Below are 17,437 nucleotides of genomic sequence, written 5' to 3' on the forward strand. Positions count from 1 at the left end.
CTCCGTTGAGCCGTCGCGCGCCCCGCGAGCGTCTCAGGAATCGACCCCGCCCGTCCAGGGTACGCGCTCCAGCGAGGGAGGCCTTGGCGGCGTGCTCTCTCGGTCCGCCCGCTCGTGGGGGTCCGTGAGGCGCCCTCTTCCTGGTTTCGTTTGTCCGAACTTTTCGCTAGAAGGCGGCATCGCTTCGAGCGTCCACCACGCAAATACCCGATGGCAGTGAAGATTCATGGCGAGCTGCCGTCCCAGGGCGTCAGCCCGGCGGGTTGCCGACGCGAGCTCTGGCTCGTGCCCTCAGAGGAGAACAACGTCCATGCGTAGATACGTCGCTTCCGTTCTGTGCGCCGTGATGATGGTTGGCGCTGCCGCCGCGACGGCGGGTTGCACGGCCAGCGCCTCGTTCAACACCGGCAAGGAGCCGGCGGCCGCGCCGCCGCCCCCGCCCCCGCCGGAGCCGAAGCAGGAGGAGCCGAAGGAGGAGAAGAAGCCTCGCCCGCGCTTCAAGCTCACCTTCAAGCTGAAGGGCAACCAGGTCGAGCTGCCCGGCCCGGTGGTCTTCGAGACGAACAGCGACAAGCTCCTGCCGGAGAGCGACGAGGTCCTCAACATCGTCGACGACTTCCTGAAGCAGCGGAAGGACGTAACCCTGCTCCGCGTCGAGGGCCACACCGACTCCGACGGCGAGGACGCCGCGAACCAGGTGCTGTCCGAGAAGCGCGCGATGTCGGTCGCTCGCTGGCTCGTCGCGAAGGGCCACGACTGCAAGCGCTTCATCGCCGTCGGCTTCGGCGAGAGCAAGCCGATCGCCGACAACAACACGCCCGACGGCAAGGCCCAGAACCGCCGCACCGGGTTCTTCATCGCGGCCATCGACGGCAAGGCGGTCGACAAGCAGCCCGTGGACGGCGGCGGCAAGGTCGCCGGCGACTCCTGCAAGTGACGGCGCTCCGCCTGGCCGCGCCCCTCCGGACGCGCCGCGATCCTCGCGGCGCGTCCGCGGCGCGCCCGGCGGCCTGACCGTGCGCCGACGCAGCCTCGCCCGCCGCCGCGCCGCGCCACTCCGCGCGCGCCGGCGGCGGACGTCGTCTTGTTGTCCTTCTTCGCTTGCCTCCCCCATCATCTTCACTATCCGTACTCCTCCACCCCATGCGGCGACGCCACGACAGCCCCCTGGGCCGCCTCCTCTTCACGGCCGTCCTCTCGCTTGGCCTCTTCGGCTGCGACCCCGGGCCCGGCGACGTTCGCGAGTGGACGCCGGCCGATCACGATCCGCCGAGCCCCAACGAGGGGCAGGGCGGTAAGGTCGCCGCGCGGCCGGTCGCCTCGAACGAGACCGACCCGGGGCTGATCGAGCTCGCCTGGCAGCGGAACTGCTCCAGCTGTCACGGCAGGGCCGGTCGCGGCGACGGCCCGCAGGGTCCGATGGTCCGCGCCCCGGATCTCACCGACGCCGCCTGGCAGGAGCGGGTGACCGACGCCCAGCTCGCCGAGGTGATCCGGAAGGGCAGGAACAAGATGCCCGCCTTCGATCTGCCGCAGCAGGTGATCGATGGCCTCGTGAAGCGAATCCGCACCAGCAAAGCAAGCGGGTCCGCACCTGCAGGCGCCGCACCGGCGCAGCGCGCTGAGCCCCGATGAGCTCGACCCAGCAGGAGGAGCTCGACCAGGCGCCGGAAGAACGGCCGGCCGCGCCGGATGGTCGCCCCCCCTGGGCCCGACGGCTCGCGCCGGTGATCCTCGTCGCGGGCGCGCTGCTCGCGGGGAGCGTCCTCTTCAAAAACATGCCCGAGGAGCGCGAGGTCGAGCTGAAGCTGGACGACGCGGCGACGGTCGTGCGCCTCGACGTGACCTGGACGGATCCTTCCTCGGGCCAGCGCGCGACCGAGGCCGCGCCGGTCATCGACAGCTCGTGGCACTTCGCCGAGGGGACGGCGCCGAGGACGGTCCTCACCAAGGTGTCGCTCCCGGACGGCCTCTACCATGTCGAGATCGCGGTCGACCGGAAGCGCGGGCACGACGTCATGAGCCGGACCGTCACGCTGGGAGACTCCTCCCGGATCACGCTGTTCGTGCGCTGAACGGCGCGCGCGATTGCCGCGCGATCTCGAAGGATTCCTTCCCGGACGCACGCGATGCGTCGCCGGATCGCTCGCCTCCGCTTCCGCTCGTCGGGACGGCGCATCGCAGCGCCCCGGATGCGCCGTCGCGCAGGCCTGCGCGACGGCCTCGCCGAGATGGGTGACCGGCGTCCCGGACCGGCGATACGCGCCGATACGCGCCCTTCCCTCCTCGCGGTCGGTCGGCGCACGAGACCGTTGACTCCCGGAAACCGACAAGCGAGGCAGTGCCGTGAGTTGGAAGCGTGTCCTTGAGGCACCACCTCGCGTCCGGCGAGCCGCGCGCGGCCCGTGATGCAAGAGTTTCAACTTCGGCGACAAACCGTTGTTTTTGTTCAGTGTTTCGTATAAGCAGGGGCCGCGGTTCGGATGGGAATGGAATATGAGAACGAATTCCCTTGATGCGTTCACCCCGGAACCGCTACTTCTTGGCCCGCAGCAGCAGGGCGTGGCACCTTATCCTACAACAACTTACACGCTCTGACCGGGACAACCGTGAAGCATCGTGGTGCCCCCCCGGAGGGAGCGACCATGCGACCTGTACAGTGTCGCTGGAGGCGGAGTAAGGAGAACCGATGAGGATCACCCCGTGGTATCTGGCTGCGCTTGCCCCGTTCGCCGCCATTGGTTGCAGTGGAGCGTACCTCGGCCACGCCGCGGTCGTGGCGTTGACGATCGGCATCTTCCTCGGGACCCTGTCGCTCGGCCGTACTCCGAGCTCTCGCCCTGCCCCGCCGAACGCCCCTGTCTCCTGATTTTCTCGCCCAGCTGCCGCCCGCTGCACGCCGCCGCGACGCTTTCCCGAGCGCTCGACAGCGCCGGCGCCTACGCTCGGGGGGCGTGAGGTCATGACGCACGACGCCTCCGTCGGCCGGCTCAAGCGGCTCGAAGAGTTCTCGCTCATGGACCTGGAGTCCGTGCACCTCATCCTGCGCGGCGAATCGGTCATCGACTGGCGACGGCTCAACCTCCAGAGCGAGCAGGACGCGCGCGATCTCCTGCTCGCGCAGGAGTTCCGCCCCGACGAGCCTGGGGATCGCGCCCACCTCGAGAGCGTCAAGAACGAGGCGATCGCGTACCTGCGTCGCCACTTCGAGTTCCCGATCCCGAGCCCTGTCGCGCGCGCGTCGGTCGAGGAGATCCTGATGCTCGCCTCCGGCAAGGGCCATCGCCAGCTCTGCGCCTGCACGATCCTCAAGGCGATGCACATCATCCATCACCTGGCCGGGCGCGAGCTGCTCTTCTCGATCCCGATGTCGGACCAGGACGTCTTCCACCTCGTCGAGGAGAAGGTGTACCGGGTGATCGGCGGCATGCTCGCGGCGGGCTTCCCCATCACCGAGTTCATCGGCGGGCGGAAGAACAAGGACTCGCTCTACACGAAGCTCCTGTCGAAGACGGACACGACCGCGGCGGCCATCTACGACAAGCTCCGCTTCCGCATCGTCTGCCGCACGGTGGACGACCTGCTGCCCGTCCTCCTCTACCTCTCGGAGCGCCTGTTCCCGTTCAACTACGTCGTGCCCGGCGAGAGCACGAACACGATCCTGCGGTTCCGGAGCTACTGCGAGACGCGGCCGTTCCTCCAGCCGATGCTCGAGGCGCTGCAGACGGACGTCGACGACGGCCTGACGGCGGGCGACAACAGCTTCAGCGATCGGAGCTACCGCGTGATCCACTTCGTCGTCGATCTGCCGGTGCGCCTCCCCGCGGAGATCCTCGACATGGCGCCGCCCGCGGCGTGGGCGCTCGGGCCGATCATCTTCGTCCTCTGCGAGTTCCAGCTGATCGACCGCGAGACCGAGGCGGCGAACGAGGTCGGCGAGGCGAGCCACGCCAGGTACAAGGAGCGGCAGAAGCAGGCGGTCATGCGCAGGCTCAAGCTCGGCGTTCGCTCCACCCGCGACCCGGTGAGCGGCGGCCCCAAGCGCGATCGCTAGGGACGGCGCGCGCCGCAGCGTGGATCGCGCTCCGGAGCGATGGGGTCATCGCCGCGCTGTGCGCCGTGCGCGGTGAGCTGTGCGCGGCGGCGCGCCGTTCGCGCGAGGCGCCGAGCGCGCGGCCCCTCCACGCGTGCGTGGCCGTGGTACGCGGCGTGGGATGGAGCAGCCCAGCGGGGAGCAGGCAGAGAGGTCCGCAGGATCTCTGGACCCGGGGTCGCTTGGAGGAAGCAGCGCTTGGAGCAGGGAGGCGGACGCCGCTGCGAGGCCGGGAGCAGTCGGGCTGTCGGAGCGGAGGCCGCCGAGCGAGCAGCCTGGGCGGCGACGGGCGGCGCTCGGAAGAGACCGCGGTCTCCTCAGCGACGCCGCCGGACGAGCGAGCTCAGATGCGGCTCTTCAGCGCGTCGCGATCGAGCACCACGATCCGGCGGCGATCGATCTCGATCACCCCCTTGCGGCGGAGATCGCCGAGCGTGAGCGTGACGGTCTCGCGCGTGGAGCCGATCATGCTCGCCATCTCCTGATGGGTGAACGGCGCGGAGATGAGCACCCCGCGCGGATCGGGGATGCCCCAGCGCGTCGCGGCCTTGAGCAGGAACTCACAGAGGCGGGCCTCCACGTTGCGGAAGAGCATCGAGGCCAGGCGCTCCTCGGTGTCCGTGTGGCGCTCGACCAGCGTGGTCACGATCGCGGCGGCGAAGTTGGCGTCGCTCGCCATCAGGTTGCGCACCGTCGCCAGCGGGACGATGAGCGCCTCGACGTCCTCGGTGGCGATCGCGCTCTCCCGGTGGGCCGTGACGCCGCCGAGCGCGGCCTCGCCGAGCACGTCGCCGGCCCCCCTGTAACCGAGCGACAGGCTGCGCCCGTCGCTCATCCCCCGCACCAGGCGGACCCGGCCGAGGCTGAGCATCGCGAGGGCGGTCGCCGCGTCGCCCTGCGTCACGAGGTGACGCCCTTTCGCGACGCGTTGGATCGTGCCCCCGTCGGCCAGCGCCGCCTGCGTGGCCGGGGATGCCGCATTGCCGATCGCCCCGCGCCGGACGACCCGTCGTTTGCGCGAGTCTAGGTCGAGTCCACCGTCGTTCCCGAGCGCGCCAGGCTGAACCCTGACGCTCCGTGCCATCGCATCCTTACCCATCATCATCGCGGCTGCTCCTGCGGTTTGCGGTGTCGCGGTCCTGCTGTTTCCGGGAGGGCCCCGCCGGCCGGGGGGCTCCGACTTGTGCCGGGACCTCCCACTTGCGTTGACATCTCGGAGACGCGGCCCGTACCTTTCGGTTTGAGCCGGGCACGCCCCGTGAATGAACCCCTGCACGGGGGAGCCAGTTCGACCGCTCCTCCAGCTACGGACGTTGGATGCGCCTCTTTAGCGGCAAAATTACTCCTCTCACAGAAGAAATCGTCCGCGCGCTCGTGGACAATCGCGATATCGAGTGCACGTCGAAAAAGGAGGTCGGGCTCGACATCGAGTCGGTGTTCACGAGCTACCTGCAAGCCGACCGGGAAGCGACCGAGCGGGCGAAAGAGATCCTCCAGGCTCGCGGGCTGCCCCAGGGCGAGTTCAACCGGGTCAAGCGCCTGGCCGCGGAGCAGAAGGGGATCAAGATCGGCGACGAAACGATGGATTATCTCCTCGACCAGCTGCTCGAGATGCTGATGCACTCGAACAACGTCGAGGAGGTGTTCGTCGAGGACCACGACCTGCGGCGCCGGGTAAGGCCGATCCTCCGGAAATACCTGGAAATGGACGAGGCCCTCGAGAACGAGGTCCGCGGCAAGCTCCGCCACGTCCAGGAAGGCTCCCGCACCTGGGAGATCGAGTACCAGCGGGTCATGGGCGAGATCCAGCGCCGCAAGGGCCTGCTGTAGCCGGCGGTGCCATGCGGGCGAGCTCGTCGCAAAGCGAGCGGGCCGCCCGTGACGTCCGCCCGTTCAGCGAGACCTCACCCGAACCGCACCGCGCCTCGGCACGGGGGCACCATGTGGGAGAATGGCACACTATCTACGACCATTCCCCTCGTGGAACGTTCCGCCTGCCAGAGCGGTCTCCGTCGTGGTACCGGAGGACATCATGAGCTGGATTCCCAAGGTCGAGGCGAAGCGGCACTTCTGTCATAAATGCAAGAACGAGCTCATCTTCGAGGTGAAGCTCCAGCGCGCGGACACCTGCCCCCACTGCGGTGTCGACCTCCACTGCTGCAAGAACTGCGAGAACTGGGACCCGGCCGCGCACAACCAGTGCAAAGAGCACATTGCCGAGTACATCCCGGACCGGGAAAGGGCGAACTATTGTACTTTCTTCACGTTCAAGAACGGCGTACCGGAAGATAACTCGAAGCGCATCGCGGATTCGCGCTCCAAGCTCGACAACCTTTTCAAGAAGAAGTAGGCGCCCGCTGGGGGAGCACGCACATGTCCACGCCTCGCTACTTGGTCACCGGCGGTGCCGGATTCATCGGAAGCAACCTCGTCGCGGCGCTGACCGCGGCCGGGGAGCGGGTCCGCGTCCTCGATAACCTCGCGACGGGCCGGTGGGAGAACCTCGACGGGCTCCCGCACCAGTCGTTGATCGAGCGCATCACCGGGGACATCCGGGACGCGGCGGCGGTCGCGGCGGCGGCGAAGGGGGTCGAGGTCATCCTCCACCAGGCCGCGCTCGGCTCGGTCCCGCGCAGCGTCGAGACGCCGGTCGAGTCGAACGCCGTCAACGTCGGCGGCACCGTCACGGTGCTCGACGTGGCGCGCCGGCAGGGCGTACGCCGCGTGATCTTCGCCGCGTCCTCCAGCGCGTACGGCGAGACGCCCGTCCTCCCGAAGCACGAGGCCATGGAGCCGATGCCGCTCTCGCCCTACGCCGTCACGAAGCTCGCCTGCGAGCATTACATGAAGGTCTTCGCGGGCATCTACGGCATCGAGACCCTGAGCCTGCGCTACTTCAACGTCTTCGGGCCGAACCAGACGCCGGACGGCGCCTACGCCGCGGCGATCCCGCGGTTCATCGACGCCGCCCTGCAGAACCGGCCGATCCCGATCTACGGCGACGGGGAGCAGACGCGCGACTTCTGCTTCATCGAGAACACCGTCCTCGCGAACCTGCTCGGCGCCACGTCGCCGAAGAAGTTCAAGGGCGAGATCATCAACATCGCCGGCGGCCGCAGGATCGGGCTGAACGAGCTCTGCAGGGAGATCTCGCGGGTCCTCGGGCGCGACGTCGCGATCGAGCACCTCCCGCCCCGCGCGGGGGACATCCGCCACTCGCTCGCCGACATCTCGCGCGCGGCCGAGCTCATCGGGTACGAGCCCCGCGTGCGATGGGAGGACGGCATCGCCCCCACGGTCACGTACCTGCGGACGCTCCGCGAGAAGGGCCCCGCGGCCGCGTCGGCCACGGTCACCTGTGGCAAGGTTCCGCTGCCCAAGGCCCAAGCGGCCACGGACACCGGGCACCAGGCGAGCTAGGTAGAGCGGAGCGGCTCGTGCGGAGCATGACCGGCTTCGGGCTCGGTGACGCTTCGCTCACCGAAGGGCGCGTCGTCGCCGAGATCCGCTCGGTGAACCAGCGCTTCCTCGACGTGCGCGCGCGGCTCCCGCGCGAGCTCGTCGATCTGACGATGTTCGCCGAGCAGGTGGCGCGCGAGCGCCTGCGCCGGGGGCGCATCGAGATCATCGTGCGCACCGAGGGGGCGGTGCTGGCCCCGAGCACGCTCGACAAGGCGAAGGCGCGCGCGGCGTTCCGCGCGCTCGCCGAGCTCCGCGACGAGCTCGCGCCGGGCGCCGACGTGCCGCTCTCGCTGCTCTGCGCGGTGCCGGATCTCTTCGCCCCCGCGGGCGGCCACGAGATCGCCGCCGTCCGCGCCGCGCTCAAGCTCGCGATCGAGCGCGCGATCGACGCGATGGAGGGCATGTGCCACCGCGAGGGCGAGGCGCTCGCCAGCGACATGCGCGGCCGCGTGGCGACGCTCCGCGCGCTCGCCTCCGAGGTGGTGGCGCGCGCCGACGACGCGCGCGAGGCGCTCCGGCGCCGCCTGCGCGAGCGCGTCGAGCGCCTGCTCCAGGGGATCGAGAGCGGCTTCGAGGCGGCGCGGATCGAGGCGGAGGTGATGCTGCTGGCCGAACGCAGCGACATCACCGAGGAGGTCACCCGCCTCCGGAGCCACCTCGACCAGTTCGGCGGCGCGCTCGCGGCGCCGGGCGGCGACCCCTGCGGAAGGAGGCTCGACTTCCTGCTCCAGGAGATGGTACGCGAGGCGAACACGCTGGGCTCCAAGGCGCAGGACGCCGCCATCTCCCAACACGTCGTGGCGATGAAGGTGGAGCTCGAACGCCTGCGGGAGCAGGTCCAGAACATCGAGTGACAGGAGAGCATGTCGACCGAAGCACTCAGTGACGACTTCCTCCTCCTCATCGTGTCGTCCCCGTCCGGCGCGGGGAAGACGACGCTCTGCGGGAGGCTGCGCAGCGAGTTCCCCGACCTGCGCTTCTCGGTCTCTCACACGACGCGGCGCCCGCGCCCGAACGAGGTCGACGGGCGCGAGTACCACTTCGTCGATCCGAGCACGTTCGAGCAGATGATCCGCATCGGCGCGTTCGCCGAGTGGGCCCGCGTGCACGATCACCTCTACGGCACGAGCCTGAAGGAGATCGAGATCGCCCGGGCCACGGCGCGCGGCGTCCTCTTCGACATCGATCACCAGGGCGCGAGGCAGATCAAGGCGAGCCTGCCCGAGGCGGTCGCCGTGTTCATCCTGCCCCCGTCGCTCGCCGAGCTCGAGCGGCGCCTGCGCGGCCGCGGCACCGAGGACGAGCCGACGACGCTCCGGCGCCTCCGCAACGCGAAGGGGGAGATCGAGCACTACGGCTTCTTCGACTACGTGATCGTGAACGACGAGATCAACCGCGCGTACGAGCAGCTGAGGTCGCTCGTCTTCGCCGAGCGGTGCCGCCGGCAGCGGCGCGCGGCGCTCTGCGAGCGGCTGCTCTCCGAGCGGAGGTTCGAGCGATGAGCGAAGGCGCGACGCGCGACGTGCTCGCCATCATCGGCGGCAGCGGGCTCTACGAGATGGGGTGGCTGGAGGACGTCGAGGAGGTCTCGGTGTCCACGCCCTTCGGGCTGCCGAGCGACGTGGTGCTCCGCGGGCAGGTCAAGGGCGGCGACGCGACCGTGCTCTTCCTGCCGCGCCACGGCCGCGGGCACCGCTTCTCCCCGTCGGCGATCAACTACCGCGCGAACATCTGCGCGCTGAAGATGCTCGGCGCGACGCACGTGCTCAGCGTGAGCGCCGTGGGCTCCCTGCGCGAGCAGATCGAGCCCGGCGACCTCGTCGTCGTCGACCAGTTCCTCGATTTCACGAAGCGCCGGATCTCCACGTTCTTCGACGACGGCGTGGTCGCCCACGTGCCGTTCGCCGATCCGGTGTGCCCGTTCATGGCGAGCGCCGTCTACGAGGCCGCGCGCGCCACCGCCGCGCGCGTCCACCGCGGCGGCACGTACGTCTGCATCGAGGGCCCGCAGTTCTCGACGCGGGCCGAGAGCCACATGTTCCGGTCCCTCGGCGCGGATGTCATCGGGATGACCAACCTGCCCGAGGCCAAGCTCGCGCGCGAGGCGGAGCTCCCCTACGCCACGCTCGCGCTCACGACCGACTTCGACTGCTGGCACGTGACCGAGGAGGCGGTGAGCGTCGAGGCGGTCATCGCCGTGCTGAACCGCAACATCGTGCACGCGCGGAACGTCGCGAAGGCCCTCGCCCACGGCCTCCCGGACGTGTCGCAGAGCCCGGCGCGCCACGCGCTGCGGAGCTCCATCATGACCTCGGCCAGCGCGACCTCGCCCGACGCGCAGGCGCGGCTCGAGTGGCTCATCGGCCCCCGGCAGAAGGCGGGCTGAGCGTGCCCCCCGGCGAGGGCTGTCGCCGCGCTGCGGCCGCGAGCCGCGGGCGGGCGCCGTCTCGCCCGGCCACGCGGGCGCGGCGACGGCGCCGCTGAAACGAAACGCGCGGCTAGCGGCTGCGCGCAAACCCGAATAAGAGGCTTCTGTGACGACCTCCTCCGCGATCCTCATCATCGGCTCGATGGCCTTCGACGACCTCGAGCTCCCCTCCGGCAGCGCCAAGAACGTCGTGGGTGGCTCGGCCACGTACTCGGCGTTCGCTGCCTCGTGCTTCGCTCCGGTGCGCACGGTGGCCGTGGTCGGCGACGACTTCCCCGAGGAGACGCTCGCGGCGATGCGCGCCCGCGGCATCGCCGTCGAGGGCATCGAGCGCGCGCCGGGCAAGACGTTCCGCTGGGCCGGTCGCTACGACGTCGATCTCATCCACCGCACGACGCTCGACACGCAGCTCAACGTGTTCGCGTCGTTCGCGCCGAAGCTGCCGGAGGCGTACCGCGACACGCCCTTCCTCCTGCTCGGCAACATCCACCCCGCGCTCCAGCTCGACGTGCTCGAGCAGGTCCGCTCGCCGCGCTTCGTCCTCGCGGACACGATGAACTTCTGGATCGAGGGGGAGCCGAAGGCGGTCGCGGCGATGCTGCGCCGCATCGACACGCTCGTCGTCAACGACGAGGAGGCGCGCCAGCTCTCGGGCAAGTACAACATCCGCCGCGCCGCGAAGGAGATCCTGTCCCGCGGGCCGCGCCGGCTGATCATCAAGCGCGGCGAGCACGGCGCGCTGCTCTTCGACGAGGAGGGCGTGTTCGCGGCGCCCGGCTTCCCGCTCGAGGACGTCGTCGATCCGACGGGCGCCGGCGACGCCTTCGCCGGCGGGCTCATCGGTTACCTCGCGGGCCAGCCGGAGGTCACGCCGCTCGCGCTCCGGCGCGGCATGCTCCACGCGACGGCGACGGCCTCGTTCTGCGTCGAGGCGGTGGGCACGCAGCGGATCGCGAAGGTCACGCGCGCCGACATCACGGCGCGCCTCACCGAGATCCGGGCGCTCTACGAGTTCGGCGCGAGCACGATGTGAAGCCCGCCCCGGGGCGGGCCGGGGTCGAGGGCCTGCCGTGTGCGGTCGCTGTTCACCTTCCGGCGCATAGCCGTGCTAGATGACCGTCAAAGTGAACATGAACCTCACCACCCGTACACTCGCAGGCATCGCCTTGCTGGCACCCCTTGTCACCGGCTGCGCGGCACGCACGGCGCCGTTCGACGAGATGGACAAGGCGCAGATCACCGTGCTCCGCCTCCAGGGGCAGGAGCTGGCCCCGACGCCGACGGCGACCACGGCCCCCACCCTCATCCCGGGGATCCCGCCCGAGCTCCAGCAGATGGGGCAGGCCGCTCTCCAGGGGCTGCAGCAGGCGCTCCCCGGCCTCATCCCGCCCAACCTCATCCCGGGGCAGACCGCGGCCGCGCCGGCGCTGCCGGCCCAGCCCCGCTTCAAGAACTTCGTCATCCTCCAGCAGCGCCAGCTCACGACCAGCGACGCCGACGAGGAGCTCAAGGATCAGATCCTCGACGTCTTCGGCGACGAGGACAGCTTCACGGCGGACCGCGGCAACTGCTTCTACCCGGGCCTGGGCATCTCCATCATCCGGCCGAACAACCCCACGCCGGTCGATCTGCTCGTCTCGTTCTCGTGCAACCAGGCGATGGGAGACGGCTTCCGCTGGCCCTACGCGGTCAACGGCTTCTCGCAGGAGACCCACCAGAAGCTCAGCGAGATCTACCAGCAGCTGTGGGGACAGGCGGTCCCGCCCGGCGCGTGATCTCCCGACGCGGCGGAGCGCTCCTCCGTGCCGCGTTTCTGTGACCAACATCACATAACGTGCCTGCCGGGCCCGGATGCTAGACTTGCTCAAGCTTTCCGGGCTCCCTGCATTTCGGTCCGGAGCGCGCCGCACGACGTCATGATCCCCCAACCCCAGCTGTTGCCGGGAAAGGAGCTCGGGCATTACGAGCTCCTCCTGCCGATCGCGCAGGGGGGGATGGCCACGGTGTGGGCCGCGCGCCGCAAGGGGCATCGCGGGTTCCAGAAAACGGTCGCCATCAAGACGATGCTGCCGTCGCTCTCGGAGGACGCCCAGTTCGAGTCGATGTTCCTCGAGGAGGCGAGGCTCGCCTCGGGGATCCACCACCCGAACGTCGCCGAGATCCTCGACCTCGGGGAGCAGGGCGACGTCCTCTACATCGTGATGGAGTGGGTCGACGGTGAGGCGCTGTCGGTCATCGCGCGGGCGGCCAACAAGAGCGGGGCGGCGATCCCGCTGCGCATCGCGCTCCGCGTCCTGAGCCGCGCTTGCCTCGGCCTGCACGCCGCGCACGAGCTCCGCGACCCGCAGAACGACGATCAGCTGCTCGGGCTCGTGCACCGCGACGTGTCGCCCCAGAACATCCTCGTGACGTACGACGGCCACGTGAAGCTCGTGGACTTCGGCGTCGCCAAGGCGACCAACCGCTCCGGCAACGACACGACCGCGGGCCAGATCAAGGGCAAGGTCCCGTACATGTCCCCGGAGCAGGCGCGGGGCGAGCGGATCGATCGGCGCACCGACATCTTCGCGATGGGCATCGTGCTCTACAAGCTCACGACCGGGGATCATCCGTTCACCGCGGAGAACGATCTCCTCACGCTGCAGCACATCACCTCGCGGCCTGCGCTGTCGCCCCGCCTGAAGAACCCGGATTTCCCCGCCGACCTGGAGCACGTGCTGATGACGTGCCTCCAGAAGGACCCGGACAAGCGCTACCAGACGATGCTCGAGCTGGAGGGCGCGCTCGAGGCCGTGCTGGCGAAGGAGCCGACGGTGACGGACCACGACGTCGGGGCGTTCGTGCGCGGGCTCCTCGGGGAGCGCAATCAGCGCCGGCGCGCCGCGCTGCGCGACACGGTCCGCACGCTCGACGAGCGCGCGTCGCACCCACCCGAGGTGATGCTCGTTCGCGACAGCATCAGCGAGTTCTTCTTCACGCAGCTCCCCCCTGGCCATCCGAACGCACAGCTCCCCACGATCCGCGCGAGCGCTCCCTCGCTCTCGCAGCCGGCGCTGCTGCCCGAGGCGCTGCCGCAGAGCTCGCCAGGCCAGGAGACGCCGCTCAGCCCGATCGAGGTCCCCGCGGCGCGGAGTCGCTCGGGAACACTCGCGGCAGCCGCGGCGCTCGCGCTCGTCACGGCGCTCGGCGCTGGCGTGGTGTGGCTCCGGCAGCGGTCCGCACCGCAGCCGATCGCGCCCGAGCACGCCGCGGAGGTCGACCGCAGCGCGGCCGCCACGGCGGCAGCCGCTCCGGCGTCGGCCAGCGCCGCCGTGATCCAGGCCGACGGCAACGAGACCGGCGCCGTGCCGGCCCGCGACCCGATCGCCGCCGCCGGTCCCGAGGAGCGCGGGACCGGTGCTCCGAGCCAGGCGGCCAAAGGCGCGCCGGGCGCCGCGGCGCCGAGCGCGGCGACGCCGAGCGCGGCGGCCGCTGGCCCCCCGGCGCCGAGCGCGGCGGCCGCAGCATCGAGCGCCGCGAGCGCGCGCAAAGCCATCCCGACCAAGCCTCCTTCGACGCGGTGGGTGCCGACCGTCACCGATCCCGGGTTTTGAGCGGCCGAAGGACGCGTCAGCTCCGCGACGCGCTCGTCCTGGCGGCGAGCGTTTGCGTCATGGGCGGCGTGCTGCTGCTTCGCCGGAGCCGGGAGCCCAGCGCGTCGCCGGTCCCGGCTCCGGCGAGCGCGCCCGCAGCGCCGTCGCCGCTGCCCAGGGGCGGCGAGCCCGAGCGGATCGCGCTCGAGGAGCGCGAAGCGCAGGCGGGCTGCGACTTCGCCGACCACGGCTTCGGCGGCTACGAGCGCTGGCGCCCCCTGCCGCTGGGCAGGCTCCTCGTCCCGCCGGCGCGCGCGATCTCGGCGGACGGCGGCTACGATCTGCTCGTCCACTTCCACGGCGCAGAGGCCATCCGAAAGGTGCTGGCTCCCAGGGACCTGGAGCTGGTCATCGCCGGGATCGACCTGGGGACCCGCTCCAGCGACTACGCGCGCGCCCTCGAGGTCGGCGGCTGGGACGCGCTGCTCCAGGCGATCGACCGCGAGGTCGGCGCCGCGACCGGGATCGCGGGCGCGCGCGCGCGCCGCCTCATGCTGTCGTCCTGGAGCGCCGGATCGGGCGCGATCGGGAGGATCGTCGAGCGCGGGAGCAGCCACGTGGACGCCTTGATCCTGCTCGACTCGCTCTATGCCTCTTACATGCCGGGCCAGACGTCGCTCGTGCAGGGTCAGCTCGCGCCGTACGTCGCCCTCGCGAACGCCGCCGCGCGCGGCGCGCCGGTCTTCTACCTGACGCACACCGAGATCCCGACGAGCGGCTACGCGTCGACGAAAGAGGTGGCCACCTTCCTGCTGAGCGAGCTCGGCGCGAGCCCGATCGCGGTGACGTCCACCGGCGACGGCGCGCCGCCTGGAGCGCCCGGCCTCGGCGCCGAGGGCGCGGGAGAGGCGCTGCGGCTCACCCGGATGTACGACGGGGGCAGCCTCTACGTGCGCGGCTACGCCGGCTCGGGCCCCGGCGAACACTGCGCGCAGCTGCGGCTGCTCCCCGCGATCCTGGCGGAGCACGTGCTGCCCGCGCTCGGCCGTTGAGGCGCCGCCGCTCCGGCGACGCGCGCGGGGCCCTCCCCGCGGCGGCGGGCGCGCCGACGACGCCGCGCGCGCCCGGTGAGCCGGCGGCTGCCGCCGCTCAGTACGACCTCGCGAACACCACGCGCCGCGGGCTGGGCTTGCCCGTGAAGATGCACGTCCCCTCGCCGGTCACCGCGTCGGCCCACGGCGCCCCTTCGAACCCGCCGGTCGGGATGCAGCGGATGGTCACCTTGTGCGCGTCCTTCACCGCCGCCTCGACCTCCGGATCGCCGGACCAGTGCGCCAGCGCGAAGCCGCCCGGCGCCTCCTTGCCCCCCTTCGACCCGAAGAACGCGTCGAAATCAGCGCGGCTGTCGATCACGTGCGTGTTCGCGTCGCGCATCGCGAGCGCGCGCGCGTAGAGCGTCGCCTGGATGTCGGCGAGGATCTCCGTGATGCGCCCCGTGAGCTCCGCGCGCGCCATGCTCGCCTTGTCCTTCGGCGAGCGGTCCCTGCGCATGACCATGGCCACGCCGCCGTCGACGTCGCGCGGCCCGATCTCGATCCGCAGCGGGACGCCCTTCTTCACCCACTCCCACTGCTTCTCGCCGCCGCGGATGTCGCGCCGATCGATCTCGACCTCGACGCGCCGCTCGCCGAAGCGCTGCGCCCTGAGCTCGTTCGCGAGCCCGTCGATGTACTCGTCGATCTTGGCGCGCGTGTCGTCGCCCCGGTACACCGGCAGGATCACGACGTGCGCAGGCGCGAGCCGCGGCGGGAGCACCAGGCCGTCGTCGTCGCTGTGGGTCATGATCAGGCCGCCGACGAGGCGCGTCGACACGCCCCAAGACGTGGTCCAGGCGTACTCCTCGGTCTCCTCCTTGGTCTGGAACTTGATGCCGCTCGCCTTGGCGAAGTTCTGGCCCAGGAAGTGGCTCGTCCCGGCCTGCAGGGCCTTGCGATCCTGCATCATCGCCTCGATGGCGTAGGTGTCGACCGCGCCGGGGAAGCGCTCGCTCGCCGTCTTCGGGCCCTCGAGGACGGGCATGGCCATGAAGTCGCGCGCGAACGTGGCGTAGACGCCGAGCATGCGCAGCGTCTCCTCGCGCGCCTCGGCCTCGCTCGCGTGCGCGGTGTGCCCCTCCTGCCACAGGAACTCCGCCGTCCGCAGGAACAGGCGCGTCCGCAGCTCCCACCGCACGACGTTCGCCCATTGGTTGATCAGCAGCGGCAGATCCCGGTAGCTCTGGACCCAGCTCGCGAACGCCGCGCCGATGATCGTCTCGGACGTGGGGCGCACGATGAGCGGCTCCTCCAGCCGGGCCTGGGGGTCGGGGATGAGCCCGCCGCCGGGGCCGGGCACGAGCCGGTGGTGGGTGACCACCGCGCACTCCTTCGCGAACCCCTCGACGTGCTCCGCCTCCTTCTCGAGGAACGACTTCGGGATGAACAGCGGGAAGTAGGCGTTCTTGTGCCCGGTCGCCTTGAACATGCTGTCGAGCTCGCGCTGGATGTTCTCCCAGATCGCGTAGCCCCACGGCTTGATGACCATGCAGCCGCGGACCGGGGAGCTCTCCGCGAGGTCGGCCGCGCGCACGACCTGCTGGTACCACTCGGGGTAATCCTCGTTGCGCGTGGGCGTGATGGCGGTCTTCGGCGCTTCGTTCTTAGCCACGGTCTCTGCTCTCCTCGATTCCTCGATGGGCGGCTTCGCGGCGGCCTTGGACCTGGCCGCGCTCGTCCCGCAGCTGGCGGTCGGCTGGCGCCTGCCGCGCTCCGGGCTGAGCGCGCGACGTATCAGGAGCGCGGCAGGGTGTCGAGCGCAGCGGTCCTGCCCCGGAGCCGAGCGGCCTCCCCGGTCGGCGGCCCCGCGCCCGCCCCCCCGGCGGCCGCGGGCCCGGCCGGCTTCGCGGCGGCGCGCTGCCGTGGTACGCGCGTGAGGACGACGTGAGATACGCCATCCTCACGCACGGCGGGGTGTCCGCGCCGCAAGACGGCGCGGACAGCTGCGCCAGGGCCGCCGACGAGGCGCTCGGCGCGCTCGACGCGGGCGGAGAGGCGCTCGCGGCGGCCATCGCGGCGACCGCGCGCCTGGAGGACGACCCGCGCTTCAACGCCGGGACGGGCTCGAACCTCCGCCTCGACGGGCGCACAATCGAGATGGACGCGGCCGCGATGGCCAGCGACGGGCGGTTCGGCGCCGTCGCGTGCGTCGAGCGGGTGAAGAACCCCGTCCTCGTCGCGGCGAAGGTGATGGAGACGCCCCACCTGATCCTCGCCGGCGCGGGCGCGACCGCGTTCGCGCGCCGGCTCGGGTTCGCCGACCACGATCCGGCCACCGAGGCGGCGCGCGAGCGGCACGGCCGCGCCCTCGCGGCGCTGCGCGGCGAGGGGGGCGACGGCGACTCCACGAACGACGCGGCGCGGTTCCACGCGCTCACGGCGAAGCGGTTCTGGAACTTCGACGCCGAGCCGATCGAGTGCGACACGGTCGGGGCCGTCGTCCGCGACGCGCACGGCCGCTTCGCCGCCGCGGCGTCGACGGGCGGGTCGACCTTCTCGCTCCGCGGCCGCGTCGGGGACGTGCCGCTGATGGGCGCGGGGATCTACGCCGGCCCGCACGGGGCGGTGGCGGCGACCGGGGTCGGCGAGGAGATCGCGCGCCGCCTCCTCGCGCGGACGGTCTACGACTGGCTCGCCGACGGCGTCGCGCCCGCCCGCGCCGCGCAGCGCGGCGTCGCGATGTTCCCGGACGTGATCGCCGTCGGCCTGCTCGTGGTGGGGCGGAGCGGCCAGGCGATCGCCTCGAACCGCACCATGCCGAGCGCGCAGCTCGTGGGCTGAGGAGCCG

General features: G+C 71.1%; 18 protein-coding genes. 16 read left to right on the top strand and 2 right to left on the bottom strand.

What is annotated here, in order from left to right; all coding sequences use genetic code 11:
- Positions 1 to 310: 310 nt before the first annotated feature.
- The 5 genes from WMF26_RS22385 to WMF26_RS22405 all read left to right on the top strand — a co-directional run bounded on the left by WMF26_RS22385 (position 311) and on the right by WMF26_RS22405 (position 4,054).
- The gene (locus tag WMF26_RS22385) at positions 311 to 937 is read left to right on the top strand and encodes an OmpA family protein (protein WP_061623743.1); all 627 of its coding nucleotides are present in this window, start codon (positions 311 to 313) and stop codon (positions 935 to 937) included.
- A 206-nt stretch (positions 938 to 1,143) separates the two neighbouring features.
- Positions 1,144 to 1,635 carry a c-type cytochrome gene (locus WMF26_RS22390; protein ID WP_437339057.1) on the top strand — a complete coding sequence of 164 codons (492 nt, stop codon included), beginning with the start codon at positions 1,144 to 1,146 and terminating at the stop codon, positions 1,633 to 1,635.
- On the top strand, positions 1,632 to 2,075 hold the full coding sequence (locus WMF26_RS22395) for a hypothetical protein (RefSeq protein ID WP_061623741.1): 444 nt from the start codon (positions 1,632 to 1,634) through the stop codon (positions 2,073 to 2,075). The genes WMF26_RS22390 and WMF26_RS22395 overlap by 4 nt, the downstream gene beginning before the upstream one ends.
- Positions 2,076 to 2,689: 614 nt before the next feature.
- A complete protein-coding gene (locus WMF26_RS22400; protein WP_020736450.1) occupies positions 2,690 to 2,869 on the top strand; it encodes a hypothetical protein in 180 nt (59 codons plus the stop codon).
- Positions 2,870 to 2,962: 93 nt separating this feature from the next.
- Positions 2,963 to 4,054, top strand: coding sequence for a TIGR04552 family protein (locus tag WMF26_RS22405; protein WP_020736451.1), 1,092 nt, complete (start codon positions 2,963 to 2,965; stop codon positions 4,052 to 4,054).
- 382 nt (positions 4,055 to 4,436) lie between these two features.
- On the opposite strand, the gene WMF26_RS22410 is transcribed toward WMF26_RS22405, so the two are convergent.
- The gene (locus WMF26_RS22410) at positions 4,437 to 5,177 is read right to left on the bottom strand and encodes a Crp/Fnr family transcriptional regulator (RefSeq protein WP_236644713.1); all 741 of its coding nucleotides are present in this window, start codon (positions 5,175 to 5,177) and stop codon (positions 4,437 to 4,439) included.
- A 233-nt stretch (positions 5,178 to 5,410) separates the two neighbouring features.
- Here WMF26_RS22410 and WMF26_RS22415 point away from each other — a divergent pair, with 233 nt between their 5' ends.
- The 10 genes from WMF26_RS22415 to WMF26_RS22460 all read left to right on the top strand — a co-directional run bounded on the left by WMF26_RS22415 (position 5,411) and on the right by WMF26_RS22460 (position 14,607).
- Positions 5,411 to 5,923 (top strand): DUF507 family protein, encoded by a 513-nt coding sequence (locus WMF26_RS22415; protein WP_061623739.1) that lies wholly within the window; start codon positions 5,411 to 5,413, stop codon positions 5,921 to 5,923.
- Positions 5,924 to 6,125: 202 nt separating this feature from the next.
- Positions 6,126 to 6,443, top strand: a complete 318-nt coding sequence (locus tag WMF26_RS22420; RefSeq protein ID WP_044988583.1) for a hypothetical protein — start codon at positions 6,126 to 6,128, stop codon at positions 6,441 to 6,443.
- A 23-nt stretch (positions 6,444 to 6,466) separates the two neighbouring features.
- On the top strand, positions 6,467 to 7,513 hold the full coding sequence (locus tag WMF26_RS22425; protein ID WP_437948192.1) for an SDR family oxidoreductase: 1,047 nt from the start codon (positions 6,467 to 6,469) through the stop codon (positions 7,511 to 7,513).
- Between the two features lie 26 nt (positions 7,514 to 7,539).
- On the top strand, positions 7,540 to 8,409 hold the full coding sequence (locus WMF26_RS22430; RefSeq protein ID WP_236644790.1) for a YicC/YloC family endoribonuclease: 870 nt from the start codon (positions 7,540 to 7,542) through the stop codon (positions 8,407 to 8,409).
- Between the two features lie 9 nt (positions 8,410 to 8,418).
- Positions 8,419 to 9,057, top strand: coding sequence for a guanylate kinase (gmk, locus tag WMF26_RS22435; RefSeq protein ID WP_020736457.1), 639 nt, complete (start codon positions 8,419 to 8,421; stop codon positions 9,055 to 9,057).
- The gene (gene mtnP / locus WMF26_RS22440) at positions 9,054 to 9,941 is read left to right on the top strand and encodes an S-methyl-5'-thioadenosine phosphorylase (protein WP_061623736.1); all 888 of its coding nucleotides are present in this window, start codon (positions 9,054 to 9,056) and stop codon (positions 9,939 to 9,941) included. The genes gmk and mtnP overlap by 4 nt, the downstream gene beginning before the upstream one ends.
- A gap of 148 nt (positions 9,942 to 10,089) precedes the next feature.
- On the top strand, positions 10,090 to 11,016 hold the full coding sequence (locus tag WMF26_RS22445; RefSeq protein WP_061623735.1) for a PfkB family carbohydrate kinase: 927 nt from the start codon (positions 10,090 to 10,092) through the stop codon (positions 11,014 to 11,016).
- A gap of 79 nt (positions 11,017 to 11,095) precedes the next feature.
- A complete protein-coding gene (locus WMF26_RS22450; protein ID WP_437948193.1) occupies positions 11,096 to 11,758 on the top strand; it encodes a hypothetical protein in 663 nt (220 codons plus the stop codon).
- 141 nt (positions 11,759 to 11,899) lie between these two features.
- A complete protein-coding gene (locus tag WMF26_RS22455; protein WP_438001977.1) occupies positions 11,900 to 13,576 on the top strand; it encodes a serine/threonine protein kinase in 1,677 nt (558 codons plus the stop codon).
- Complete coding sequence (locus WMF26_RS22460) at positions 13,573 to 14,607, top strand: hypothetical protein (protein WP_438001978.1); 1,035 nt, start codon at positions 13,573 to 13,575, stop codon at positions 14,605 to 14,607. Before WMF26_RS22455 ends, WMF26_RS22460 begins: the two co-directional genes overlap by 4 nt.
- Before the next feature lie 97 nt (positions 14,608 to 14,704).
- Here WMF26_RS22460 and proS read toward each other — a convergent pair whose 3' ends face one another.
- Positions 14,705 to 16,261, bottom strand: a complete 1,557-nt coding sequence (gene proS, locus WMF26_RS22465) for a proline--tRNA ligase (RefSeq protein WP_438001979.1) — start codon at positions 16,259 to 16,261, stop codon at positions 14,705 to 14,707.
- A gap of 272 nt (positions 16,262 to 16,533) precedes the next feature.
- Between proS and WMF26_RS22470 the strand changes: the two genes are divergently transcribed.
- Positions 16,534 to 17,430, top strand: a complete 897-nt coding sequence (locus WMF26_RS22470; protein WP_061622125.1) for an isoaspartyl peptidase/L-asparaginase — start codon at positions 16,534 to 16,536, stop codon at positions 17,428 to 17,430.
- The last annotated feature ends 7 nt before the right edge of the window (positions 17,431 to 17,437 follow it).

The organism is Sorangium sp. So ce185 (genome assembly GCF_051526825.1).
In the GTDB taxonomy this organism is placed as follows: Bacteria; Myxococcota_A; Polyangia; order Polyangiales; family Polyangiaceae; genus Sorangium; species Sorangium cellulosum_D.